Source organism: Marivita sp. NO-S04 (assembly GCF_059070475.1).
Genome location: NZ_CM180980.1, coordinates 234,624 through 256,449, shown reverse-complemented (window position 1 = coordinate 256,449; position 21,826 = coordinate 234,624). Strand labels below are relative to the sequence as shown.

Below are 21,826 nucleotides of genomic sequence, written 5' to 3'. Positions count from 1 at the left end.
AGGAGTTTCGAAAATCCTCGGCCCTACACCTGCTGGACGCGCTGTCGGGACGCGCGGCGGGTCAGCATTTGACGGCGGACGAAGGCCACGACGAAGAGCGCGCTGAGGATCAAGATGATCGTCGGTGCCGGCGCGCTGTCGAGAAAAAAGCTGAGATAGGTGCCAAGGAGCATAGCGGCTATGTTCACCCCGACCGCGACCCAAAGCATCGCCTTGAACTGTCGCACCAGCAGGAACGCAATTGCCCCCGGCGCGATCAGTAACCCGATGGCAAGGATCAGGCCAGCCGCAGAAAGCGTGGCCACAATAGTCAGCGACAGGGCTGTCAACATCCCGTAATGCAGCGCATTGACCCAGAGACCCGAGGCTTGTGCCTGCGCGGGATCAAAGCTGTGCAACAGCCAGTCTTTCCACTTGAGAACCAGCGCCCCGGCGACCAGCGCTGAGATGATGCCTGCCGTCCAAAGCTCATGCGGCTCGACCCCCAGCATGTTGCCGAACAGGATGTGATCAAGATGAACGTTTGTCTCGACCGAGACATAGAGCACGATCCCGAGACCGAACATGCCGGAGAACACCACGCCCATCACCGTGTCTTCCTTGACCCGGCTGTTGGTGGACAAATACCCCGTCGCCAAAGCGCAGGTCATTCCAGCGGCAAACGCTCCCACGATCAGCGGGATGCCGAGGATATAGGCCAGCACGATCCCCGGCAGCACGGCGTGGCTGACCGCGTCGCCCATGAGCGCCCAGCCTTTGAGCACCAGAAAGCAGGAGAGCAGCGCAGTGGGCACAGCCACCATCATCGAGATGAGGAAGGCGTTTTGCATAAATGCAAAGCGAAACGGCAAAAGCAGCGCTTCGACGTCCATCATGCACCGCCTTTTGCAGGGGCGGCCTGCACGAGGCTGTCCTTTGGCCCATCCCTCAGCGCTGCGTTCGCCTTGCGACGTGCAGCAAGCAGGCCGTGCTGCGGGGCAAACACAAAAGCCACAAGGAAGATCAGCGTTTGCAGGCAGACGATGATGCCACCGGTCGCGCCGTCGAGGAAGTAGCTGATATAGGCTCCGGTGAAGCTGGTCACCGACCCGATGATCACGGATGTGATGATCAGGCGCGAGAAGCGGTCGCAGAGCAGGTAGGCGGTCGCCCCCGGTGTCACCACCATGGCGATTACGAGGAACGCGCCCACGGTTTGCATGGCCGCCACGACGGAGGCCGACAACAGGATGAAGAACACCGCCTTGAGCAGTTGTGGGCGCAGGCCGATGGTGCGGGCATGGTTTTCGTCAAAGAAGGTGACCATGAGGTCTTTCCATTTGAGCAGCAGCACCGCCAGCGACACAAAGCCGATGATGGCAAGCTGGAGCGTGTCCTCGGGTGTGATGGCGAGGATGTTGCCCATGGTGATGGTCTGCACCGAAACCGACATCGGGTTCACGGACACCATGAACAGGCCTAGCCCGAAGAACGAGGTGAAGATCAGCCCGATGATAACATCCGGTTTCAGCCCAGAGCGTTCCGATAAAAACAGCATCGCTCCGGCCGCCAGCCCGCCTGCGATGAAGGCACCCAGTGCGAACGGCAGGCCAAGGATATAGGCCCCCGCCACCCCCGGCACGACCGAATGGGACAGCGCGTCGCCGATCAGGGACCAGCCCTTGAGCATCAGATAGGCTGAAAGGAACGCACAGACGGCGCCAACCAGTGCCGAGACCCACATGGCGTTGACCATGTAATTGTAGCCGAAGGGTTCGAGCAGAAGGTCCATCACGGTTTGCTTTCCGTGATCTGGGTCTTGTCGCCGTATTGCACGAAGGGGCGTTCATCGTCGGTAAAGATCGTGATGGCGCGGGCGTCTTCGTCGTCGTGCAGCGCATCACCGCCCAGCGTGAAGTGGCGCAGCACCCCACCGAACGCCTGTTCGAGGTTCTCGCGGGTGAAGGTGGTTTCCGTCGGGCCGTAGCTGAGCACGGTGCCTTTCACCAGAACCGTGCCGTCGCAGAATTCGGGCACCGAACCAAGGTTGTGGGTCGAGACCAGCATCACCCGGCCTTCGTCGCGGAGTTCGCGCAGCAACGCCACGATTTGGTCCTCGGTTTTGACGTCTACGCCTGTGAACGGTTCATCCAGCAGGATCACCTGCCCGTCCTGCGCCAAGGCGCGTGCAAGGAACACGCGCTTGCGCTGACCGCCGGAGAGTTCACCGATCTGGCGGTGGCGAAACTCGGTCATGTTTACGCGGGCCAGCGCCTGATCAACCGCTGCGTGGTCGGCGGCTTTGGGGCGACGTAGAAACCCCATTTTGCCGTACCGGCCCATCATCACGACATCTTCGACCAGCACCGGGAAAGCCCAGTCCACCTCTTCGGATTGCGGCACGTAGGCCACGAGATTGCGGGCCAGCGCTTCTTTTACGGTCAATCCAAGGATGCGAATCTCGCCCTTGGCGGCGGGCACAAACCCCATGATCGCCTTGAACAGTGTGGACTTGCCCGCGCCGTTGATCCCCACAAGCGCCGTCACGGTGCCGCGCGGGATTTCGAAACTGGCGTTCCAAAGCGCGGTGTGGCCGTTGCGATATGTGACGGTCACGTCCTGTGCAGACAGTCCACCGCCTTTTGCGGCGCTGCTGGTGGTCAGGGTCGTCTGGCTCTGCTCATCGAGCATGGCGTGTCCTTAGTGTTGCAGGCGCTTGGTCCTGGCATGGGTGCGCCCGCAGCCTTGCAGCTGCCGGCCTTTGTATCCGGTTTTGCGCCGCCTAGTTGCTGACGGCGGTGGTCAGACCTTCGGCAACAGTGCGGGTCGTCACGGTCAGTAGGTCAAGGTAGGTCGGCACCGGACCGCCTTCCTCGCTTAGCGAATCGACATAGAGCACGCCGCCATAGGTGGCACCCGTTTCGCGCGCGACCTGTTCCGCCGGAGCGGTGTTGACGGTGCTTTCGCAGAAAACAACTGGGATGTCATTGTCCCGGACCCCGTCGATCACCGCGCGGACCTGCTGTGGTGTGCCGTTCTGGTCGGCGTTCATCGGCCATAGATACAGTTCTTTCAGCCCCATGTCGCGGGCAAGGTAACTGAACGCACCTTCGCAGGTCACAAGCCAGCGCTGATCTTCGGGGATGTCCGCAACCGCCGCGCGCAGCGGCTCGATCGTGGCGCGCAGCTCGGCTTTGTAGCGGTCGGCGTTCTCGGCATAGAGCGTGGCATTGTCCGGGTCTGCGTCAGCAAAAGCTTTGGTGATATTGTCGATATAGATCAAAGCGTTATCCAGCCCCATCCAGGCATGCGGGTTGGGCTTGCCTTCGTAGCTGCCAGACGAGATCGAAATCGGGTCGGTGCCATCGCTGAGCGTCACCGACGGCACATCGTCCATATTGGCGATGAATTGTTCGAACCACAGTTCGAGGTTCAGACCGTTCCACAGGATCAGATCGGCGTCATAGGCCCGCACAATATCTTGCGGGGTTGGCTCATAGCCGTGAATCTCCGCACCCGGTTTGGTAATCGACACCACTTCGGCGGCATCCCCCGCCACGTTCGCCGCCATATCGGCAAGAACGGTAAAGGTGGTGACCACTTTCATTTTCTCGTCCGCTGTCGCCCCACTGGCCGCGACAGCCAAAAGCCCGGCCGATACCAGCGCGGTGAACTTCGTTCTCATGTTTTGACCCTCCGTGTTGACTATGCCCGTTCAGTTTTGAAAATGCAAATCACTCGCAACAACGTAGGAAGACAGACCGCCCCCACAAGGGGTACGACACAAAAATATCCCGTGATGTACCGGGGGTATTCCTACGCAGAACTGCATTTTTGAGGAGATCAGTGGTGAGCCGTGCAGGATTCGAACCTGCGACCCACTGATTAAAAGTCAGTTGCTCTACCAACTGAGCTAACGGCCCACTGGCGCGTTGTCTAGAAAGACGCACCGGGGTGGTCAACCCCCAAAACGGCAGAATTCAAACCAATCTCACAGTTTGCCGAAATGGGCGCGGTGCGGTGGGCTGGAAAGATGCCCATGACAGGCGTATATGCGCGGCCATGATGACCCATGCAACGCGCGATATCGCCTTCATGAAGATGCACGGACTCGGCAATGATTTTGTCGTGCTAGATGCGCGTGTGCGCCCTGTTGGCATGACGGCCGCGCTCGCGCAGGCAATCGGGGACCGTCATCGCGGTGTGGGATTCGACCAGCTTGCGGTGATCGAAACTGGCGACGGTGATGCCGATGCGCGATTGACCTTCTACAATTCGGATGGATCGACGGCTGGCGCCTGTGGCAATGCAACGCGATGCATTGCGCGGCATTTGATCGACGAGTCGGGCCGGTCTGAGGTCGTGTTGACCACCGAACGTGGGCGCTTGCTGGCGCGCGATGCCGGTGACGGGCTCACGTCGGTGAATATGGGGCAGCCTCAGTTGCGCTGGGACGAGGTTCCGTTGGCGCATGAAATGGACACGTTGGAGTTGCCTATAGAGGGCGCGCCCACGGCGACAGGGATGGGCAACCCGCATTGCACGTTCTTTGTCGCGAACGCCGAATCGGTGGACCTTGCCGCGCGCGGGGCCGAGATCGAGCATCACCCGCTTTATCCGCAGCGCACCAATGTGCAGTTTGCCAGCGTCATCGGCCCCAACCATCTGCGGATGCGCGTGTGGGAGCGGGGCGTGGGCGTTACCTTGGCCTCTGGCTCGTCTTCCTGTGCCACGGCGGTTGCAGCGTCGCGGCGCGGGTTGACCGGGCGTCGGGTGAGCATCGACCTGGATGGCGGGCGGATCGAGATCGACTGGCGCGAGGATGGGGTCTGGATGACCGGACCGACGGCGCATGTGTTCTCGGGCACCTTTATGGCGGACTGGCTGGAGCGCGTGTCATGACCCCGCCCAAGTTCACCACTCTGGGCTGTCGCCTGAACGCCTATGAGACCGAGGCAATGAAAGACCTTGCCGCACAGGCGGGGCTTCAGAACGCTGTTGTGGTCAACACCTGCGCCGTCACCGCCGAGGCTGTGCGCAAGGCGCGTCAGGAGATCCGCAAGCTGCGTCGGGAGAACCCGGATGCCAAACTTATCGTGACTGGATGCGCCGCGCAGACCGAACCGGAAACTTTTGCCAAGATGGCCGAAGTTGATGCGGTGATCGGCAATACCGAGAAGATGACGCCCGATACTTGGAAAGGTTTGGCGGCGGACTTCATCGGTGAGACTGAGGCGGTGCAGGTCAACGACATCATGTCCGTGACGGAAACCGCGCAACATCTAATCGACGGATTCGGCACGCGGTCGCGCGCTTATGTGCAGGTCCAGAACGGCTGCGATCACCGCTGCACGTTTTGCATCATTCCCTATGGTCGCGGCAATTCGCGGTCGGTGCCTGCCGGTGTGATCGTGGATCAGATCAAGCGGCTCGTCGACAAGGGCTTCAACGAGGTGGTGCTGACCGGGGTCGATCTGACATCCTGGGGGGCAGACCTGCCCGCGCAGCCAAAACTGGGCGATCTGGTGATGCGCATCCTCAAGCTGGTGCCGGACTTGCCGCGCCTGCGGATCAGTTCGATCGACAGCATCGAGGTTGACGAGAACCTGATGCAGGCGATTGCGACCGAACCGCGTCTGATGCCGCATCTGCATCTGAGCCTTCAGCATGGCGACGACCTGATCCTCAAGCGGATGAAACGCCGCCATCTGCGTGACGATGCGATTCGCTTCGCCGAAGAGGCGCGTTCACTGCGTCCCGACATGACCTTTGGCGCAGACATTATCGCAGGGTTCCCGACCGAGACCGAGGCGCATTTCGCAAACTCGCTGAAGCTGGTCGAAGAATGCAAACTGACTTGGCTGCACGTCTTCCCCTATTCGCCGCGCGAAGGCACTCCGGCGGCCCGGATGCCGCAGGTGGACGGGCGCGCGATCAAGGACCGTGCCGCGCGATTGCGGGCGGCGGGTGAGGTTGCCGTGTCGCGCCATCTGGCGGCGCAGCAGGGAGTGATGCACAGCGTGCTGATGGAAGCGCCGGACATGGGCAGGACAGAACAATTCACCGAAGTCAGGTTTGCGGCAGAACAACCCGTGGGACAGATCGTGCGCGCGACGATCACCGGGCAGGACGGGCATCAACTCGTCGCCTAAGAGCCGGTATGCGTTTGCGTCAACGCAAACGTCCGATGCGTCGAGGCATCGGTGCCGCTCACAACAGCGGGAAAAATGCGCACCCCCAATTGCACCGCTTCGACAATTCGGCCAAAACCTCGGAATGACTGATCAATCTCGCGCGTTGTGCGTCCATCTCCTGACCGCCACTGGAGCCGTCTTTGCCATGCTGGCACTGCTGGCAGCCGCTCAGGAGAAGTGGTCGATCATGTTCCTGTGGCTGGTGGTGGCCTTTGCGGTGGACGGCATCGATGGCCCGTTGGCGCGGAAATACGATGTGAAGACCAACGCCCCACGCTTTGACGGGGTACTGCTTGACCTTATCATCGACTACCTGACCTACGTTTTCATTCCTGCTTTCGCACTGTTCCAATCAGGTCTTCTGCCGGGCTGGACGGGCTGGTTTGCGATCATCGTGATCACCTTCGCCTCGGCCATGTATTTCGCGGACAGCCGGATGAAGACCTCGGACAATTCGTTCCAGGGCTTTCCGGGCTGTTGGAATATGCTGGTGCTGGTGCTCTTCGCCATCGAGCCAAACTTCTGGGTCTCGTTGAGTATGGTGGCACTTCTGGCCGTGGCGATGTTCCTGCCGCTCAAGTTCATTCACCCGGTGCGCACCGAGCGCTGGCGCAACGTGTCATTGCCGATTGCGCTTGCGTGGACCTTCTTTGCGGGCTGGGCAGCTTGGGTTGATTTTCACCCCGAAAGCTGGGCGCATTGGGGTCTGATTGCAACGTCGCTTTACCTGATCCTTGTCGGGATCGTTCAGCAGATTGTACCGATACGCAACCAGTGATTGCCATCGTCTGAAAAGCTGATCATGGCTGAACCATGTTCGTGCCCAAAGCCCAGAATCCGCTTCTTGCTGCGCTGTTGACGCTGCTGGCCTCGGCTTTCGTCGCAGGCACCACGCTATTGGCCAAGATGCTGGGAACGGATGTTTTGGGCCCTGCGCTCAACCCGCTTCAGATCAGTCAGGGCCGGTTCATTTTTGCCTTTTTCGCCTTTGCAGTGGCTGCGTTGGCGATGCGGTTGCACTTCACCGAAATCGCTTGGAAAACACACACGTTGCGGGTGGCATTCGGCTGGGGTGGCGTGACGCTCATGTTTGCGGCGGCGGCATTTATCCCATTGTCGGACGCCACCGCGATCAGCTTTCTGAACCCCGTGATCGGGATGTTGCTGGCAATTCCGCTTTTGGGAGAGCGGGTCGGACCCGTCCGCCTTAGCGCGGTGGCGATTGCGTTGATCGGCGCCATGATTCTGCTGCGTCCGACGCCTGACGCGTTTCAGCCTGCTGCACTATTGGCGGTTGGCGCAGCCCTGTCGCTTGGGTTCGAGGTGATCGTGATCAAGCGGCTGACCGGGCGCGAGGGGCCATTGCAAATTCTACTGATCAATAACGTGATTGGGGTTGGCATCGCGTCGGCTGCTGCTGTCTGGGTTTGGATCGCACCGACGCCACAGCAATGGATGGCGCTGGCGGGGATCGGGTTCTTGATGGCGGCCGCGCAGACCTGCTTCATCAACGCCATTGCCCGCGCTGACGCAAGCTTTGTGGGGCCGTTCTTTTATGCCACGCTGGTCTTTGCTGCGTTCTACGATTTTCTTGTCTTTGGTGTCCGTCCCGATGCGGTGTCGGTCATCGGGACGCTGATCATCCTGTGCGGCGCCGGTCTATTGATGTGGCGCGAAGGCCGGATCAGGCCTTCAGCCGGTAGCCCCGTCGGAAAAATACCCACGCAAGCAGATTGATCGCGACCGTACTCGCGACGGCAATCACCGCACCTAAAGCCGGGCTACTATCGGACACCCCGATTATACCCCAGCGCACCCCGTCGATCAGATAGAAGATCGGGTTCGCATGGGTGATGTCATACATCACCGGCGGCAGGGCCTCGACCGAGTAGAAGGTGCCCGACAAGAAGGCGAGCGGGGTCACGACGAAATTGGTGATCGCGGCCATCTGGTCGAACTTTTCCGCATAGATGCCCGCGACCATGCCAATGCCCGACAACAGCCCCGCACCGACGATGACAAAGAACAACGCGGCAATCGGATGCTGCGGTACGATGCCAAGGAACACCCAAAGCGCGACGGCGATGGCAATAGCGACCATCAGCCCGCGCGCAACGCCTCCGGCAAGGTAGCCAAGCACCAATTCACTCGCAGACAGCGGCGGCATCAGAGTGTCAACGATATTGCCCTGCACTTTGGACACGACAATCGACGATGATGTGTTGGCAAAGGCGTTCTGGATCACCGTCATCATCAGGATGCCCGGCGCGATAAATGTGGTGAAATCCACCCCCATCACGTCACCCCGGCGGGGTCCGATGGCGATGGTGAAGATCAGCATGAACAACCCCGCCGTCACCAAAGGGGCAAGCAAGGTTTGCGTCCAGACATTGAGGAAACGCAGGATCTCGCGCTGGCCCAATGTGTAAAGGCCAAGCCAGTTCACACGCCCAAAGCGGCGTTCGTTCGCGATCATCTGTCCAGTCTGCTGCATTGGAGTCCTCTTGCCTGTCAGTTCGGGTTGTAACTCGCCCGCGCATGATTAGAATAAGGAGCGACTTAGAGATTTCGGGCGGCCAACGCAAACGGCCGCTCTTTTTGATGGAGGGCACGATGTCCTGGACCGATGAACGCGTAGAGCTGTTGAAGAAGATGTGGGGCGAAGGCCAGTCGGCGAGCCAGATCGCCAAGGAGCTTGGCGGCGTGACCCGCAATGCTGTGATCGGGAAAGTGCATCGTCTGGGCCTGTCGAACCGCGCCGGGGCCGCTGGTCCTGCCAAAGCCGAAGCGAAACCCGCACCCAAAGCGGAGGCTCCAAAACCCAAGGCAGCAGCTCCTAAACCTGCGCCTGCCCCCAAGCCTGCGGAACCCGAAGTGGTGATGGAGACCAAGTCAGCCACGCCTCCGCCCAGCCCACGCCGCCAAATCATTCCTGCCGGTCAGCCCTTGCCGCCGCAGCCTTCGGCCAACGAGATCAGCCCCGAGGCTTTGGCCAAGGTGAACGCTGTTGAGAAGAAGGCCAAGAAGCTGACCCTGATGGAATTGACCGAAAAGACCTGCAAGTGGCCGGTGGGCGATCCCGCGACACCGAATTTCTGGTTCTGCGGCCTGCCGGTGCAACAGGGCAAACCTTACTGCGAGGCGCATGTCGGGGTGGCGTTCCAGCCGATGAGCTCGCGCCGCGATCGTCGTCGCTAAGGCCAGACGCCTTCAAGCCGTAGAAAAGCCCGGCCTGAAGGCACGGCTACCAGAAGTCGGGATTGTTCAGCGCAGGCGCGCATATCGACGGCCCGTTATATGAGGTCATAGGCGCGTCGTTCAGGGATCGGGCGGGCCATCCATGGGGCATCTTGAGCGATAGCGGCGGGGGAACGGTGTCCGTGCTCACTGGTTGGAAGCCAATGCGCCAGTAGAAGCTTGGATCGCCATAGGTCACCGCAAGGTCGATACCTTCGGCATGCAACGCATCGAGAGCGCCCCTAAGCAGGTGTTGACCTACTCCCAGTCCCTGATGTGCCGTTGCCACTGCCATCGGCGACAGAAGAAACGCGCTGCGCGCGTCACCAGCAAACCGCAGTCGCGTGAAGATCGCACAGCCGCAGAGTGTTCCATCGTCTTCGGACACAAAGACACGGATATCCTCATCCTGTGTCGAGGTCAGCAGATCGCGCGCAAGATCGTGGACCAATGCCCCCTCTTCTGCACCCTCGGACGCAGTGAAGGCGTCTTTGAACAATTGGGCAATCTGATCCGTCCGACCGATCTGATTGAGCTCAATTAGCATACTACGATCCCTACCTTGTCATCAGTCGTTGGTGACCAGATCGACGACCATGATCCCAGTTGCCCCACCTTCGCACAGATCGCAGAGCCGTGCGCCCAGCGCTTTGTGTGTCGGATGATCCGCATAGTGGGCCAGCGCCTCACGATCACGAAAGCGGATGACGAAGCCATCGGTGACTTGGGGCGACTTGCCCTCGTAATCGGCATTGGGACCGTGGTCAAAGCCCAGAACCCCATCCAGCGTGTGGCTGAACTGGGCGAGGTCCGACAAAACGGCATGACATTCTGCCCGGTTGGCATCCGGTCGGACATCACAAAAAACGCAATGCAGGATCATAGGGCTTTCTTACTCAGATATGCTTGTTCAGCTTTACCCTGTCTGTGAACGAATGTCCCGCCTCGCTCTGCAATCGGCCCTTCCCCAAACACCCGCAAATCTCTATATGCCGCGCATGTCCCAGAACCCGCCCTCTCTTCGCCCCGACCTTGCGCCCACTGCGCGGTTTTCCGATGCGCCCCGTGCGGGTCAGCCGACCATCGGCATGGTCTCGCTTGGCTGTCCCAAGGCGCTGGTGGATTCAGAGCGGGTTCTGACGCGCCTGCGGGCCGAAGGGTACGGAATCAGCCCGGACTATTCCGGTGCCGATGCGGTGATCGTGAACACCTGCGGGTTTCTCGACAGCGCCAAGGCGGAAAGCCTTGAGGCGATTGGTGAGGCGCTGGCCGAAAACGGTCGGGTGATTGTGACGGGCTGTCTGGGGGCAGAGCCGGAATACATCACCGGCGCGCACCCCAAGGTGCTGGCCGTCACTGGCCCGCATCAATACGAGCAAGTGCTGGACGCCGTGCACAAAGCCGTGCCGCCCGATCCCGATCCGTTCATCGACCTGCTACCCGCGACCGGAGTGAGCCTGACGCCGCGCCACTACAGCTACCTGAAGATTTCCGAGGGCTGCAATCACAAATGCAAGTTCTGCATCATCCCGGATATGCGTGGCCTGCTAACCTCGCGTCCCGCCAAGGCGGTGCTGCGTGAGGCGGAAAAGCTGGTTGAGTCCGGCGTGCGCGAATTGTTGGTGATCAGCCAGGACACATCCGCCTATGGCACCGATTGGAAAGATCGGGACGAGAAGTTCCCGATCCTGTCGTTGGCCCGCGATCTGGGATCACTGGGCGCTTGGGTGCGGATGCATTACGTCTATCCGTATCCGCATGTACGGGAACTGGTGCCGCTGATGGCCGATGGTCTTGTGCTGCCCTACCTCGACATTCCTTTCCAGCACGCCCACCCTGACACGTTGAAACGGATGGCCCGCCCTGCCGCAGCCGCACGGACGCTGGACGAAATCGCAGCCTGGCGCGAGGTATGCCCCGACATCACGCTGCGCTCGACCTTCATCGTAGGCTATCCGGGCGAGACTGAGGACGAGTTCCAGACGCTGCTGGACTGGATGGACGAGGCGCAATTGGATCGCGTCGGGTGTTTTCAGTACGAGAATGTCGACGGCGCACGGTCAAACGCGCTGCCGGATCATGTTCCGGACGAGGTCAAGCAAGAGCGCTGGGATCGGTTCATGGAAAAAGCGCAGGCGATTTCCGAGGCCAAACTGGCAGCCAAGGTCGGCCAGCGGATGGATGTCATTATCGATGATATTGACGCCGATGGTATTGCGACCTGCCGCACCAAGTCGGACGCGCCCGAGATCGACGGTAACCTTTTTATCGACGAAGGCACCGACGGCTTGAGTGTTGGTGAGATCGTGTCGGTCGAGGTAGACGAGGCCGGGGAATACGATCTGTGGGGACGGCTGGTTTCGTAATTGTGGTGCGCTGCCCCGTGGTCGCGCTACACTGACGTCATGAGACCTGAAAACCACAGCTTTACCCATCTGATTTCGCGTTCGGGGAGATCCGTTAAAGACAATGATCCAGACGCAGTCTATCGCTGGACCCATGTTCAGGGCGACGTGGACTACGTCGCCGGGGTGCTGTCTGATCTTCCCTTGGAGGCGGTTGTCGCATCCGCCCTTTCGGCGGTCGAAACGCGCCCGCGCTGCACCCCGCATGGCGATGGCGCGGTGGTGATCCTGCGCGGGATCAACCTGATCGAGTGTGCCGAGCCCGAGGATATGATTTCCCTGCGCGTCTGGATCGAAGAAGACAAGATCATCAGCGTCGGCATCCGGCCCCTGGGCGCGCTGGACGACATCCTGTCGATGGTCGACCGCAACCACGCGCCCGTTTCGACCGGCGACATGCTGGCCAGCATTGCCCTGCGTCTGGTGGATCGGGCCGATCCGGTGATTGCCGACCTCAACGAAGTGCTCGACGAGGTCGAAGACGGGCTCGATGACATTGATATCGCCAAAACGCGCCGCACCATTTCTGACACGCGTCGGGTCGCCATTGCCCTGCGGCGTTACTTGTTTCCGCAACGCGACGCGCTGACCACGCTGGAGGTGGAAGCCTTTGACTGGATTTCGGAATTGGCAAAGGGGCATTTGCGCGAGGCTGTGGATCGCTTGTCGCGGCTATGCGAGGAGCTCGACATGATCCGCGAGCGCTGTCAGGTGGTGCAGGACCACATGCTGGACATCCGCGCCGAAGCGATGAACCAGCAAATGCTGGTGTTGACCGTTGTTGCTGCGTTCTTCCTTCCTATCAGTTTCCTGAGCGGACTTTTGGGGATCAACGTCGGAGGCATGCCACTGTCGCAAAGCGACTACGGCTTCTGGATCATTTGTGGTCTGATGGTGATGATCGGGGTGCTGGAATACGTTCTTTTTCGCAAATTCAAGCTGTTCTGAACGGCCATGGCTATCTGAAGACCGGTCCGTTCAGTGCTCTGTTCCCAAAGCTCAAAAGGTATTCGAAACAAGAAGACCGGCAATCCGTCGTCGCAGCTTGCCTGCTGCACAGACTGACTTATCTCCGATACATGACAATGATATCCGAAACCCGCGTGCTTTACAACGACCAATGCCCGGTCTGTTCGTTCGAGATCAACCACTACGCCGCTTATGCCAAGCGCGAAGGGCTTGCGATCCAGTTCGATGATCTGAACGGAGTAGAACGTGCGGCTTGGGGCATTGACGAAGACACAGCAGCGCGGCGCCTGTACGTTCTACGTGACGGTGAATTGACCAGCGGCATACCGGCCTTCCTTGTTCTTTGGCGCGAGATGCCGCGCTATCGGTGGTTGGCAAAGGTCGTCGGATTGCCGGGGATCAAACAACTGGCCTCGATTGTCTACGATCATGCCTTGGCTCCGCTTATCTATCGCTGGCATCTGCGCCGCAAGGCCCGCGCAGCTACCCAATCAGGATAACCAACCACGCCACACCTGCGGCAATCGCCGCTACGGCAACCCCGGCGCTGCCTGCGTCTTTGGCGCGTTTGGCCAGCGGATGATCTTTGGTTGAGATGTAATCGACCGTATCTTCGATGGCTGTATTGAACAACTCAGCCGCCAGAACCAAAAGGCCAAGGGCAAGGATCAACGCCCGTTCAGCGGGGGTGAGCGGCAACGCGAAAGCCAACACAGCGGAAGCAAGATTGGCCCAGACCCAACTGCGAAAGCTGTGTTCAGTGCGCCATGTGGCCACGACTCCGGCCCAGGACCAAATGCAGCGCAGTTTGAGACGTCTGAAAAACTCCATCGCTGCGCCTAGGTGTTATCAAGGTAATGCCGCACGCAATCCTGCACATGGCGAAACCGGTCGCCGCCCAGATGCTTGCCACCATACCAGCGGGTGACAACGATCACGTGATCTTTTAGCCCCTCGCGTTCGAGCATTTGCAAAATGATCTGACCGGCTCCGCCTTCACCATCATCGTTCTTGAGAGGCGTACCATCCGAGAACACAACAGCCCATGTGTTGTGCGTGGCCTTGGCGTATTTCTTGGCGCGCTTCAAAGTCTTGAGAAAGCCATCCACATCTGCGCGGCTGGCCACTGGCCCTCCACAGACCGCGTATTTGGAGCCGCGATCCGAGATGACGCCTTCAAACTGTCTCATCTTCCAGATGCAGTTTCATGTCGACCAGCACCTGTTGCAGCGCAAGCGTTTCGCGCAGAAGACGCCGCGCTTCGTTCGCACTGATAACGCCATCCGCGATGGATTGGTGATATTCAGACATCAACATCGCAAAGCGCTGGCTCAGCGCCACGACATCCGAATTCACGCCGCCCTTGTTGCTTGAATTGTCACGCCGCTGTTCGAAGGACAGCGTGATCCCGTTCAACTCAGCCAATGCAGAGGTGACATGTGGATAGCTGGACACTTGCTCCAACGCCGCAACGGCATCCACGGGGATGAACCTGTCTGCGTGTTCATCATGGTCTGCGTAGTACCGGCCAAGCGTCGCTTTTGATTTTCCGGTGAGTTCACACGCCTTTTCGATGCCGACTTCTTTGACCAGCAATTCGGTGTGCTTTTTCAGGTACGGACCGAATGACGGCATGGCAAACCCCTTAAAGTGACCCTTCGCGATGGGAACATAAACGCCTCTTTCCCCTGACTTTCATCGTAACGCAATGCCACAGCTGGTCCAGACCCGAAATAATCGGGCGTCAAGGCACACCGGGTGCAGTCCGTTCCCTATCGCTGTCCCGGAGTCAGGATGCGCTGGCAGAGCAACGCCACAGGCATCTGCTTGCTCTGCACGGGTCACCACTTGCACCCCACACTGAGGCGCATCCTGAACTTGGCTCTCTTGCGCGGCCGTGCAGGTTGGGGCATGTGGCAGGATATGGCGAAGCTCTATTTCAACTATTCCACCATGAACGCAGGCAAATCGACCCTGCTGCTTCAGGCTGCGCACAATTATGAAGAGCGCGGTATGTCGGTCTACCGGATGACCGCGGCCTTCGACGATCGGGCCGGGATGGGCAAGATTGGATCCCGCATCGGCTTCGCACGTGAGGCGGACACGTTTTCACCCACTGACGATCTATTCGCACGGGTCGAAGGGATCTTGGCGAAAACCGAATTGGCCTGCATTTTTATAGATGAGGCACAATTCCTGACCCCGGATCAGGTCTGGCAACTGGCGCGCGTGGCCGATGATCTGGGTGTCCCAGTGATGGCCTACGGGTTGCGCGTCGATTTTCAGGGGCAGCTTTTCCCAGGCTCGGCCACGCTTTTGGCGCTGGCGGATTCGCTGCGCGAGGTGCGCACGATCTGCCATTGCGGGCGCAAGGCGACGATGGTGGTGCGCAAAGACGATCAGGGCAGTGTTCTGACCGAGGGCGCGCAGGTGCAGATCGGTGGAAACGAGACCTATGTAAGCCTCTGTCGCAAGCATTGGCGGCAGGAAACCGGTTCGCTCTGAGCCCGAAAAGTTCCATCACATCGCAAAAATATTCCGTGGAACGCCGTGTGGCGGCGTTGGTTGTGTCCTCAGAAGCAACACAATCCAGGAGGATATCATGAACAAGCTTTTTGTAAGCGCACTCGCCCTGACAGTCGCAACCACCGGTGCATGGGCGGAAAACCATTCGTCTGGCGAAATGGCGACTGAGAACACCAACTCCGAGATGATGGACAGCACCAACATGGCGGACAACATGTCGTTGGATGACGCGACCAACCTGATCCGCACCCGCGACATCACCGGTGGCAATGTCTACACAACGAACGCCGCCAATGATGAAGGCTGGTCGATGGACACGGTCTACACCGAAGTCAGCGCCGACTGGAATGACATCGGCGAAATCGAGGACATCATTCTGAACAAGAGCGGCCAGATGATCGGCATCATCGCAGAGATCGGCGGCTTCCTCGACATCGCAGACAAGCATGTGATGATCCCGGTATCGGACGTGAACCTCGTGGCCGTAGATGATCGCAGCTATGCCTTCGTGACCAAGTTCAACGAAGAAGAGCTTGAGCAGATGGAATCGGTCGACGAAGGTTTCTGGAACTGATCCAGCCTTGAACGATCTACAGAGAAGAGGGCCGATTGGCCCTCTTTTTCTATGCGCGTTCGATCAACACTGACCCGACCGAATAGCCTGCCCCAAACGAACAGATCACACCGCGGTCACCCGGCTGCATGTCGTCCGAGTATTTCGAAAAGGCGATGATTGACCCGGCAGACGATGTGTTGGCGTAATCCTGAAGGATGTTTGGTTGTTCGCCCGGCTCAGGCGTCCGACCTAGAACTTTCTTGCCGATAAAGTCGTTCATCGTCTTGTTAGCCTGATGCAGCCAAAGCCGTTTCAGGCTGTCTGCACTCCAGCCTTCGTCCTTTAGATGACCAAGGATGTGCGCCGACACCATCGGCAGCACTTCCTTGAACACCTTGCGCCCGTTCTGCATGAACTGCATGTCGCGGCGATCTTCCATCTGGTCCCGGGTGCGACGCAAAAAGCCGTTGTTGTTGCGGATGTTGTTCGAGAACTCGGTCGCACAACGTGTGCCATGAATGGTGAAATGCGCGCCCTTGGCGTTGGCGTCGGGTTCAATCACCACGGCCGTGGCCACATCCCCAAAGATGAAGTGACAATCCCGATCCCGCCATTCCAAATGCGCAGAACAGATCTCGGGGTTTACGACGATGGCACATTTGACCGATCCCGACCGCACCATGTCAGCCGCCGCCTGAATGCCGAATGTGGCCGATGAACAGGCAACGTTCATATCAAACGCAAAACCGCCTGCCCCAATCAGGCTTTGGATCTCGACCGCCACCGCCGGATAGGCGCGTTCGTGGTTCGAGGCCGCACAAATTACCAAATCGACCTCTGACGCATCGCGCCCGGCTTTCGCCAGTGCCTTGTTGATCGCATCGACCGCCATTTCAGCCATGATCGACGGCTCTTCATCCGAGCGCGCCTTCAAATGTGGGAACATGCGATTGGGGTCGAGAACACCGGACTTGTCCATCACGTAGCGCTGTTCGATGCCCGATGCCGAGACAATGAACTCCGCACTGGAATGCGGCACCGGTTCCACGTCGCCGGAGGCAATCGCATCAGCGTTTTCGGAATTGATCCTGTCGGCATAGGCGTTGAAAGCCACCACGAGTTCGTCATTGGTGATGATGTTCTCCGGGGTGAACACACCGCTTCCGGTGATGGCGGGCTGGATCATGGCTCGGGTCCTTTTTGCGTGCAGGGACCAGACTGCACACACACGCCGGGGTCAAGTGCGACGCTGCGCGACTTCGGAACTTGCTCCGCAGGGCACGCGTTGATCTATCAAAGGAGATACACAATGGACCGTCTATCCATCATACTTTCGCTTCTAAGCGGTGCCTTGATCACCGGCACTATTGTAACAACCGCGTTCACCATGGGCTATTATTCATGGTGGGTGATCGGTGCCGCTGCCATCATCGGTTTCGTGATGGCGTGGCCCAGCGCGTACTACGTGTCGCGCCTCATCAAGAACAATGACACACAATGGTCGCCGCACCGCGATCCGTTCGACCACGGACCGATCCCGCGCCCGGGCGACCGCGAGGTTTAAACTGCGTTGGGCAAAGGCTCACCTTTGGCGAAGGCGATTGCATTGTCGACCGCCATCAGCCCCATCGCCGTACGCACTTCGAGTGCGGCCGTTCCCAGATGCGGCAGAAGCGTGACGTTCTCCATGTCGATCAACGCCTGTGGCACCTTGGGTTCAAACTCGTACACATCGAGCCCAGCACCTGCGATCCGACCAGTCGATAAGGCATCGATCAGATCAGTCTCGTTCACCACATCCCCGCGCGCAATGTTCACCACATGCGCGTGGGGTTGCATTGCCTTCAGCACAGCCGCGTTGATCAGGTGGTGGGTTTCGCCACCGCCAGGTACGGCGACGACAAGGACGTCCACTTGGGCGGCAAGGTCCATCAATTGGGCGACCTGTTCCGCCGGGAATGGCACCTTTTTCAAAGACCGGTTGTAAAACTTGACCGCCATGCCAAAGCCGAAATGTGCGCGCTGTGCGATGGCCTGACCGATGCGGCCCATACCGACCACACCAAGCGTCTTGCCGGACATGTGCAGCCCCAAAAGCTGCGTTGGGTGCCACCCCTCCCACTGCCCTGCACGCAGCATGCGTTCTCCCTCACCCGCGCGACGGCAGGTCATGAGCATCAGGGTCAGGGCGATATCGGCGGTGGCATCGGTTACCGCACCCGGGGTGTTGGTAACTTCGATCCCGGCAGCCCGCGCCGCAGTCGCGTCGATGTGATTATAACCGACACCGAAATTCGCCAGCAGCTTGGTCCTTTTTTCAGGCACCGCAGAAAAGATGTCAGCGCTATAGGCATCCCCCAATGTAGGCAGCACAACGTCATGGTCGATCAGGCTTTGAGTGAGTTCATCGCGGCTCAGCGGTGCAGTGTTGTCGCGCACGCTCACGTCGAACACCTCCCGCGCGCGGGTCAGCACCGGGTCGGGGAGTTTGCGGGTGATCAGAAGTTTCAGCACAGGCGCGCTCCGTTCGGGGTGTCTTTGTCGGGTACGGCCAAGACAATCGCCTCGTCTGCGTCGTAAAAGCCCAAGACCAGCGCCTCGGACATGAACGGTCCGATCTGGCGCGGCGGGAAATTGACGACGCCCATGACCTTTTTGCCGACAAGGGTGGCAGGGTCGTAATGCACGGTAATCTGGGCCGAGGATTTCTTGACGCCGATCTCGTTCCCGTAATCAACCCACAGCTTGATCGCGGGCTTGCGCGCTTCGGGGAAGGGTTCTGCCTGTATGACGGTGCCGACGCGAATATCCACCTTCATGAAATCGTCGAAACTGATCTGATCAGCCATTGGCCAATTCCTTGGACCGCTTGGTTGCAACGTCGATGGTCTGGGCGATGAGCGGCGGCAGGCCGGTTTCTTCGTCCATCAGCACGTTCAGTCCCGCCTGCGTGGTGCCGTTGGGGCTGGTCACGTTGACGCGCAACTGGCTCGGCGTTTCATCGGCCTGCATGGCCAGCGCGCCCGATCCTGCAACCGTTGCCTTGGCCAGCGTCATGGCGAGTTCGGGGTCAAGCCCCTGTGCTTCGCCCGCGCGAGCCAGACACTCGATCATGTGAAACACGTAGGCCGGGCCGGACCCGCTAAGCCCTGTGACAGCATCCATCTGATCTTCGGTCTCAAGCCTTACGGTCTGGCCAATCGCAGACAGCAGCGTTTCCGCCATCTGCAATTGCGCTTCGGTCACATGGGCATTGCCGATGATCGCCGTAATGCCCTGCTTCACAGCGGCGGGCGTGTTTGGGATCGACCGGATCACCGGCGTCTTGTCGCCCAGCATGTCTTCGAAGGAGGAGATGGTGATGCCCGCCGCGACCGACAGGAAGGTCGTGTCGCCATTTCCCAGCGGCGCCAGCGTCGGCAATGCATCGCGCATGATCTGAGGTTTGACGGCGACCAGCACAATGGCTGGGTTTTCTGGTAAATCCGTATTCAGGTGTACGCTTTGTGCCTGTACCCAATCTGACGGGTTCGGATCGGTCACCCAGACCGAACTTGCAGGCAGTCCCCCGGCAAGCCAGCCTTCGAGCATGGCTGATCCCATCTTGCCACAGCCCAACAGAACAAGCCCACGCTTGGCGATATCAGAATTTTGCATGAAGCCCCCCACGTTTCTTTGCGTCGGGGGCCAGTGTTACGCGCGGCCGTAGGCCTCTGCAATGGCGACCTGAAGCGCATCTTTCGGTGTGCGGTTGCCCCAGACGACCAGTTGGAATGCCGGGTAATAGCGCTCTGCGCTCATGACGGCGCAATTGATCATCGTATCGATCTGTTCGGCGCTGGCAACGTTGCCACCCGCCAGAACCAGACCGTAGCGATAGACCATCAGCTTGGCATCCGCCCAATAGGTAAAAGCGCCTGCCCAGCACTGGTCATTGACCGAGTTCAGACTTTCGAACAACGCTGGCATCCGATCTGCGGGCGGGTCCATGTCGAAGGTGCAGATCAGGCGCAACGTTTCGTCATAGGGGGACCATGCCAAGGTGATCGAATAAGTCCGCCATTGCCCTTCGACAGCCATCGCAATCTGGTCTTCCGCAATGCGGTCAAAGTCCCAGTCATGATGCTCGGCGATGTGCTCAACGATATCGATCGGGTGGATGTCGTCTTCAAGATACTGCTCGGACAGGGCCATGATGCCGCCTCCTGTTACCTGTGCGGAAAGGCGGGCTTTGCCCTACCCTTCGGTGCCTGCTCTAGGGGCTGCGGTGAAATGCCGTCCCCCTACAACATATGCTGCATGGCCGGAGCGGTCGCGTAAAGCGATATTTCCATGACAAACGCAATAAGTTGTGGAGAAGTCTACCCGATGTGGTGAGCGCGAATAGTGCCACAATCTGTGGATAAAATCACATGAAAAATGGCCCGCGGTGCTGTTGGATGCACAACTGCGCTGAGCCTGCATCATCCGGCTGCCCTAACCGGCCTTTCCAGCTGGACACCAACTCTGCTCAAAAATTAGGCAGGATCGCACGGAGAACGTGCCCGGTCCTGCTTTTGTGTTTTCCAAATACCTCGCGGGAGTCGCCCAAGGGCGACGGGGGTAGCGCCCCCTCTTTTTCGAAAACGAAAAAGGACGATGCGTTGTCGCATCGTCCTCCGTCGAATTGGCACAGCCAATACGATACTGATGTCAGTTCAGCGACGCCATGAAGTCGTTGACCTCGGTAAGCGAGATGTACTTCTGCTCTTCGATCCCGCTTTCCGAGAAGGTCCATGTCACGGCAGGGGCAGATACGTCGCCGTTCTTGTCAAACTGCACGTTGCCCGTGGCACCCTGATAGGACACCGTGCCACCTCCATCGAGAACCTCTTTCGCCATGGTGAACCCAGCCGCGTCGGCGGTGACGGGGGTACCATTGGGGTCGGTGATCGACGCAACCTTGGCGGCGATATCCGCACCGGTGGCGTCTTTGCCCGCTGCATGCATCGCCATTAGGGCAATCATGGTCGCATCATAGCTGTTGGCCAGTCCCGGACCGTTGGGCGGGCCATCGAACTTCGCCGTGTAGGCGTCGACAAAGGCCGAGGCCGAGTCAGTGCGCGGTGACGCGGTGTCTGTTCCGGTGAAATTCGCAAGGTATTGCATGCCGACATTGTCGCGGAATTCATCGGATTTCAGCGCGTTCGCCGCGATCATGTTCTGCGATCCACCCAGCGAGATCCATTCGCGCACGACCTGTGTGCCTTCTTTGGGATAAAGCGCCATATAGATCGCCTCGGGATTGCCCTTGAGCGCCTCGGTCACTTCGGCCCGGAACGATGCCTGCCCGTCATTGATGGCGATGGACGCGGTCACGTCGATGCCAAGCGCCTTAAGGTCGTCCGCGACCAAGCCGCCAATGTCCTGCCCCCAGTCGTCGTTCTTGTAGAAGACGGCCACCGATTTGTAGCCTGCTTCTTGTGCCACCATGGCACCGACTGCGGCCTGCACACCGGATGTGGCGAAGGTACGGTAGAAGAGACCGTTGGTCTTGCCCTCTTCGGCCAGACGGGTGAACGCGGTCGAGGATGAACAGCAGGACATCTGCATCACACCGGCGGGCACTGTGACCGAGGTCAGGATCGGCATGGACACACCAGAGGACACTGCACCTAGCAGCAGTTGCACGCCATCGAGATCGACCAGCGCCTTGGCCGCGTCCACACCCACTTTCGGGTCAACCTGCGTATCGCGCAGGACCATTTCGATCTGGCAGCCCGCAACACCGCCTGCTTCGTTGGCGATGTCCACGGCGTATTGCGCGGTGGCGGCGATGGGCTTGCCCCAATCGACAGACGTGGGCAGCACAGCGCCGATCTTGGTTGTGCAATCTTGTGCCGCGGCATCAGTGCCAAAGCTGGCAAAACCCGCAGCAAGGCCCAGGGCAAGGGCCGAAGTCTTAAGTCCGTTCATTCCGT

General features: G+C 59.4%; 27 protein-coding genes and 1 tRNA gene. 11 read left to right on the top strand and 17 right to left on the bottom strand.

Annotated features, from left to right (window positions below; all coding sequences use genetic code 11):
• Positions 1-23: 23 nt before the first annotated feature.
• The 5 genes from ACK3EW_RS01395 to ACK3EW_RS01375 form a co-directional block, all read right to left on the bottom strand.
• Positions 24-875, bottom strand: coding sequence for a metal ABC transporter permease (locus ACK3EW_RS01395; RefSeq protein ID WP_493808164.1), 852 nt, complete (start codon positions 873-875; stop codon positions 24-26).
• Positions 872-1,771, bottom strand: coding sequence for a metal ABC transporter permease (locus ACK3EW_RS01390; RefSeq protein WP_439120177.1), 900 nt, complete (start codon positions 1,769-1,771; stop codon positions 872-874). The genes ACK3EW_RS01395 and ACK3EW_RS01390 overlap by 4 nt, the downstream gene beginning before the upstream one ends.
• Positions 1,771-2,670 carry a manganese/iron ABC transporter ATP-binding protein gene (locus ACK3EW_RS01385; RefSeq protein WP_493808163.1) on the bottom strand — a complete coding sequence of 300 codons (900 nt, stop codon included), beginning with the start codon at positions 2,668-2,670 and terminating at the stop codon, positions 1,771-1,773. Before ACK3EW_RS01385 ends, ACK3EW_RS01390 begins: the two co-directional genes overlap by 1 nt.
• A gap of 91 nt (positions 2,671-2,761) precedes the next feature.
• On the bottom strand, positions 2,762-3,664 hold the full coding sequence (locus ACK3EW_RS01380; protein ID WP_493808162.1) for a metal ABC transporter substrate-binding protein: 903 nt from the start codon (positions 3,662-3,664) through the stop codon (positions 2,762-2,764).
• 162 nt (positions 3,665-3,826) lie between these two features.
• Positions 3,827-3,902 (bottom strand) — tRNA-Lys (locus ACK3EW_RS01375).
• A gap of 139 nt (positions 3,903-4,041) precedes the next feature.
• Here ACK3EW_RS01375 and dapF point away from each other — a divergent pair.
• The 4 genes from dapF to ACK3EW_RS01355 all read left to right on the top strand — a co-directional run bounded on the left by dapF (position 4,042) and on the right by ACK3EW_RS01355 (position 7,910).
• On the top strand, positions 4,042-4,881 hold the full coding sequence (gene dapF, locus ACK3EW_RS01370; RefSeq protein ID WP_493808161.1) for a diaminopimelate epimerase: 840 nt from the start codon (positions 4,042-4,044) through the stop codon (positions 4,879-4,881).
• The gene (gene mtaB, locus ACK3EW_RS01365; protein ID WP_493808160.1) at positions 4,878-6,131 is read left to right on the top strand and encodes a tRNA (N(6)-L-threonylcarbamoyladenosine(37)-C(2))-methylthiotransferase MtaB; all 1,254 of its coding nucleotides are present in this window, start codon (positions 4,878-4,880) and stop codon (positions 6,129-6,131) included. The genes dapF and mtaB overlap by 4 nt, the downstream gene beginning before the upstream one ends.
• Positions 6,132-6,255: 124 nt before the next feature.
• The gene (locus ACK3EW_RS01360) at positions 6,256-6,951 is read left to right on the top strand and encodes a CDP-alcohol phosphatidyltransferase family protein (protein WP_493808159.1); all 696 of its coding nucleotides are present in this window, start codon (positions 6,256-6,258) and stop codon (positions 6,949-6,951) included.
• Positions 6,952-6,986: 35 nt separating this feature from the next.
• Complete coding sequence (locus ACK3EW_RS01355; protein WP_493808158.1) at positions 6,987-7,910, top strand: DMT family transporter; 924 nt, start codon at positions 6,987-6,989, stop codon at positions 7,908-7,910.
• Here the strand turns inward: ACK3EW_RS01355 and ACK3EW_RS01350 are convergent.
• Positions 7,858-8,667 (bottom strand): ABC transporter permease, encoded by an 810-nt coding sequence (locus tag ACK3EW_RS01350; protein WP_493808157.1) that lies wholly within the window; start codon positions 8,665-8,667, stop codon positions 7,858-7,860. The two genes, ACK3EW_RS01355 and ACK3EW_RS01350, sit on opposite strands and share 53 nt — an antisense overlap.
• A gap of 119 nt (positions 8,668-8,786) precedes the next feature.
• On the opposite strand from ACK3EW_RS01350, the gene ACK3EW_RS01345 reads away from it, so the two are divergent.
• Positions 8,787-9,371 (top strand): GcrA family cell cycle regulator, encoded by a 585-nt coding sequence (locus ACK3EW_RS01345; protein WP_439121108.1) that lies wholly within the window; start codon positions 8,787-8,789, stop codon positions 9,369-9,371.
• 46 nt (positions 9,372-9,417) lie between these two features.
• Here the strand turns inward: ACK3EW_RS01345 and ACK3EW_RS01340 are convergent, their stop codons facing one another.
• Together ACK3EW_RS01340 and ACK3EW_RS01335 are read right to left on the bottom strand one after the other, a co-directional pair.
• Positions 9,418-9,957 (bottom strand): GNAT family N-acetyltransferase, encoded by a 540-nt coding sequence (locus ACK3EW_RS01340; protein WP_493808156.1) that lies wholly within the window; start codon positions 9,955-9,957, stop codon positions 9,418-9,420.
• A gap of 21 nt (positions 9,958-9,978) precedes the next feature.
• A complete protein-coding gene (locus ACK3EW_RS01335; protein WP_493808155.1) occupies positions 9,979-10,293 on the bottom strand; it encodes a Dabb family protein in 315 nt (104 codons plus the stop codon).
• A gap of 106 nt (positions 10,294-10,399) precedes the next feature.
• Here ACK3EW_RS01335 and rimO point away from each other — a divergent pair, with 106 nt between their 5' ends.
• From rimO to ACK3EW_RS01320, 3 genes are all read left to right on the top strand, one after another.
• Positions 10,400-11,776: a 30S ribosomal protein S12 methylthiotransferase RimO gene (gene rimO / locus ACK3EW_RS01330; protein ID WP_493809784.1), complete on the top strand. Its 1,377-nt coding sequence runs from the start codon at positions 10,400-10,402 to the stop codon at positions 11,774-11,776.
• Positions 11,777-11,815: 39 nt separating this feature from the next.
• Positions 11,816-12,763 (top strand): zinc transporter ZntB, encoded by a 948-nt coding sequence (locus tag ACK3EW_RS01325; RefSeq protein WP_493808154.1) that lies wholly within the window; start codon positions 11,816-11,818, stop codon positions 12,761-12,763.
• Between the two features lie 137 nt (positions 12,764-12,900).
• A complete protein-coding gene (locus ACK3EW_RS01320) occupies positions 12,901-13,284 on the top strand; it encodes a thiol-disulfide oxidoreductase DCC family protein (RefSeq protein ID WP_493809783.1) in 384 nt (127 codons plus the stop codon).
• On the opposite strand, the gene ACK3EW_RS01315 is transcribed toward ACK3EW_RS01320, so the two are convergent.
• The 3 genes from ACK3EW_RS01315 to ACK3EW_RS01305 are packed head-to-tail and all read right to left on the bottom strand — an operon-like array spanning position 13,268 to position 14,419.
• Positions 13,268-13,615, bottom strand: coding sequence for a diacylglycerol kinase (locus ACK3EW_RS01315; protein WP_493808153.1), 348 nt, complete (start codon positions 13,613-13,615; stop codon positions 13,268-13,270). The genes ACK3EW_RS01320 and ACK3EW_RS01315 overlap by 17 nt on opposite strands.
• A gap of 8 nt (positions 13,616-13,623) precedes the next feature.
• The gene (locus ACK3EW_RS01310; protein WP_439118500.1) at positions 13,624-13,974 is read right to left on the bottom strand and encodes a YigZ family protein; all 351 of its coding nucleotides are present in this window, start codon (positions 13,972-13,974) and stop codon (positions 13,624-13,626) included.
• Positions 13,961-14,419, bottom strand: coding sequence for a hypothetical protein (locus tag ACK3EW_RS01305; protein WP_493808152.1), 459 nt, complete (start codon positions 14,417-14,419; stop codon positions 13,961-13,963). Before ACK3EW_RS01305 ends, ACK3EW_RS01310 begins: the two co-directional genes overlap by 14 nt.
• 288 nt (positions 14,420-14,707) lie before the next feature.
• Between ACK3EW_RS01305 and ACK3EW_RS01300 the strand changes: the two genes are divergently transcribed.
• Both ACK3EW_RS01300 and ACK3EW_RS01295 read left to right on the top strand, forming a co-directional pair.
• Positions 14,708-15,289, top strand: coding sequence for a thymidine kinase (locus ACK3EW_RS01300; RefSeq protein WP_439118583.1), 582 nt, complete (start codon positions 14,708-14,710; stop codon positions 15,287-15,289).
• A gap of 97 nt (positions 15,290-15,386) precedes the next feature.
• Positions 15,387-15,884: a PRC-barrel domain-containing protein gene (locus tag ACK3EW_RS01295; protein WP_493808151.1), complete on the top strand. Its 498-nt coding sequence runs from the start codon at positions 15,387-15,389 to the stop codon at positions 15,882-15,884.
• A 49-nt stretch (positions 15,885-15,933) separates the two neighbouring features.
• On the opposite strand, the gene ACK3EW_RS01290 is transcribed toward ACK3EW_RS01295, so the two are convergent.
• Positions 15,934-17,052 (bottom strand): beta-ketoacyl-ACP synthase III, encoded by a 1,119-nt coding sequence (locus tag ACK3EW_RS01290; protein ID WP_493808150.1) that lies wholly within the window; start codon positions 17,050-17,052, stop codon positions 15,934-15,936.
• 123 nt (positions 17,053-17,175) lie between these two features.
• On the opposite strand from ACK3EW_RS01290, the gene ACK3EW_RS01285 reads away from it, so the two are divergent.
• On the top strand, positions 17,176-17,430 hold the full coding sequence (locus tag ACK3EW_RS01285) for a hypothetical protein (RefSeq protein ID WP_493808149.1): 255 nt from the start codon (positions 17,176-17,178) through the stop codon (positions 17,428-17,430).
• On the opposite strand, the gene ACK3EW_RS01280 is transcribed toward ACK3EW_RS01285, so the two are convergent.
• From ACK3EW_RS01280 to ACK3EW_RS01260, 5 genes are all read right to left on the bottom strand, one after another.
• Positions 17,427-18,377 carry a 2-hydroxyacid dehydrogenase gene (locus ACK3EW_RS01280; protein ID WP_493809782.1) on the bottom strand — a complete coding sequence of 317 codons (951 nt, stop codon included), beginning with the start codon at positions 18,375-18,377 and terminating at the stop codon, positions 17,427-17,429. The genes ACK3EW_RS01285 and ACK3EW_RS01280 overlap by 4 nt on opposite strands.
• Positions 18,374-18,715 (bottom strand): tRNA-binding protein, encoded by a 342-nt coding sequence (locus tag ACK3EW_RS01275; RefSeq protein WP_493808148.1) that lies wholly within the window; start codon positions 18,713-18,715, stop codon positions 18,374-18,376. Before ACK3EW_RS01275 ends, ACK3EW_RS01280 begins: the two co-directional genes overlap by 4 nt.
• The gene (gene proC / locus ACK3EW_RS01270) at positions 18,708-19,523 is read right to left on the bottom strand and encodes a pyrroline-5-carboxylate reductase (protein WP_493808147.1); all 816 of its coding nucleotides are present in this window, start codon (positions 19,521-19,523) and stop codon (positions 18,708-18,710) included. The genes ACK3EW_RS01275 and proC overlap by 8 nt, the downstream gene beginning before the upstream one ends.
• Positions 19,524-19,559: 36 nt before the next feature.
• Positions 19,560-20,060: a type III secretion system chaperone family protein gene (locus ACK3EW_RS01265; protein WP_085627988.1), complete on the bottom strand. Its 501-nt coding sequence runs from the start codon at positions 20,058-20,060 to the stop codon at positions 19,560-19,562.
• A gap of 498 nt (positions 20,061-20,558) precedes the next feature.
• Positions 20,559-21,821: an ABC transporter substrate-binding protein gene (locus ACK3EW_RS01260; protein ID WP_439118507.1), complete on the bottom strand. Its 1,263-nt coding sequence runs from the start codon at positions 21,819-21,821 to the stop codon at positions 20,559-20,561.
• Positions 21,822-21,826: the final 5 nt, after the last annotated feature.

Excerpts from the sequence above, each read along its gene's own strand:
- ACK3EW_RS01305 (WP_493808152.1), bottom strand. The coding sequence starts at position 14,419 with ATGCCGTCATTCGGTCCGTACCTGAAAAAGCACACCGAATTGCTGGTC.
- rimO (WP_493809784.1), top strand. The coding sequence starts at position 10,400 with ATGCCGCGCATGTCCCAGAACCCGCCCTCTCTTCGCCCCGACCTTGCG.
- ACK3EW_RS01355 (WP_493808158.1), top strand. The coding sequence starts at position 6,987 with ATGTTCGTGCCCAAAGCCCAGAATCCGCTTCTTGCTGCGCTGTTGACG.
- ACK3EW_RS01340 (WP_493808156.1), bottom strand. The coding sequence starts at position 9,957 with ATGCTAATTGAGCTCAATCAGATCGGTCGGACGGATCAGATTGCCCAA.
- proC (WP_493808147.1), bottom strand. The coding sequence starts at position 19,523 with ATGCAAAATTCTGATATCGCCAAGCGTGGGCTTGTTCTGTTGGGCTGT.
- ACK3EW_RS01310 (WP_439118500.1), bottom strand. The coding sequence starts at position 13,974 with ATGAGACAGTTTGAAGGCGTCATCTCGGATCGCGGCTCCAAATACGCG.
- ACK3EW_RS01325 (WP_493808154.1), top strand. The coding sequence starts at position 11,816 with ATGAGACCTGAAAACCACAGCTTTACCCATCTGATTTCGCGTTCGGGG.
- ACK3EW_RS01290 (WP_493808150.1), bottom strand. The coding sequence starts at position 17,052 with ATGATCCAGCCCGCCATCACCGGAAGCGGTGTGTTCACCCCGGAGAAC.
- ACK3EW_RS01315 (WP_493808153.1), bottom strand. The coding sequence starts at position 13,615 with ATGGAGTTTTTCAGACGTCTCAAACTGCGCTGCATTTGGTCCTGGGCC.
- mtaB (WP_493808160.1), top strand. The coding sequence starts at position 4,878 with ATGACCCCGCCCAAGTTCACCACTCTGGGCTGTCGCCTGAACGCCTAT.
- ACK3EW_RS01260 (WP_439118507.1), bottom strand. The coding sequence starts at position 21,821 with ATGAACGGACTTAAGACTTCGGCCCTTGCCCTGGGCCTTGCTGCGGGT.
- ACK3EW_RS01320 (WP_493809783.1), top strand. The coding sequence starts at position 12,901 with ATGATATCCGAAACCCGCGTGCTTTACAACGACCAATGCCCGGTCTGT.
- ACK3EW_RS01390 (WP_439120177.1), bottom strand. The coding sequence starts at position 1,771 with ATGGACCTTCTGCTCGAACCCTTCGGCTACAATTACATGGTCAACGCC.
- dapF (WP_493808161.1), top strand. The coding sequence starts at position 4,042 with ATGATGACCCATGCAACGCGCGATATCGCCTTCATGAAGATGCACGGA.
- ACK3EW_RS01300 (WP_439118583.1), top strand. The coding sequence starts at position 14,708 with ATGGCGAAGCTCTATTTCAACTATTCCACCATGAACGCAGGCAAATCG.
- ACK3EW_RS01380 (WP_493808162.1), bottom strand. The coding sequence starts at position 3,664 with ATGAGAACGAAGTTCACCGCGCTGGTATCGGCCGGGCTTTTGGCTGTC.
- ACK3EW_RS01275 (WP_493808148.1), bottom strand. The coding sequence starts at position 18,715 with ATGGCTGATCAGATCAGTTTCGACGATTTCATGAAGGTGGATATTCGC.
- ACK3EW_RS01335 (WP_493808155.1), bottom strand. The coding sequence starts at position 10,293 with ATGATCCTGCATTGCGTTTTTTGTGATGTCCGACCGGATGCCAACCGG.
- ACK3EW_RS01395 (WP_493808164.1), bottom strand. The coding sequence starts at position 875 with ATGATGGACGTCGAAGCGCTGCTTTTGCCGTTTCGCTTTGCATTTATG.
- ACK3EW_RS01360 (WP_493808159.1), top strand. The coding sequence starts at position 6,256 with ATGACTGATCAATCTCGCGCGTTGTGCGTCCATCTCCTGACCGCCACT.
- ACK3EW_RS01345 (WP_439121108.1), top strand. The coding sequence starts at position 8,787 with ATGTCCTGGACCGATGAACGCGTAGAGCTGTTGAAGAAGATGTGGGGC.
- ACK3EW_RS01385 (WP_493808163.1), bottom strand. The coding sequence starts at position 2,670 with ATGCTCGATGAGCAGAGCCAGACGACCCTGACCACCAGCAGCGCCGCA.
- ACK3EW_RS01350 (WP_493808157.1), bottom strand. The coding sequence starts at position 8,667 with ATGCAGCAGACTGGACAGATGATCGCGAACGAACGCCGCTTTGGGCGT.
- ACK3EW_RS01265 (WP_085627988.1), bottom strand. The coding sequence starts at position 20,060 with ATGGCCCTGTCCGAGCAGTATCTTGAAGACGACATCCACCCGATCGAT.
- ACK3EW_RS01285 (WP_493808149.1), top strand. The coding sequence starts at position 17,176 with ATGGACCGTCTATCCATCATACTTTCGCTTCTAAGCGGTGCCTTGATC.
- ACK3EW_RS01295 (WP_493808151.1), top strand. The coding sequence starts at position 15,387 with ATGAACAAGCTTTTTGTAAGCGCACTCGCCCTGACAGTCGCAACCACC.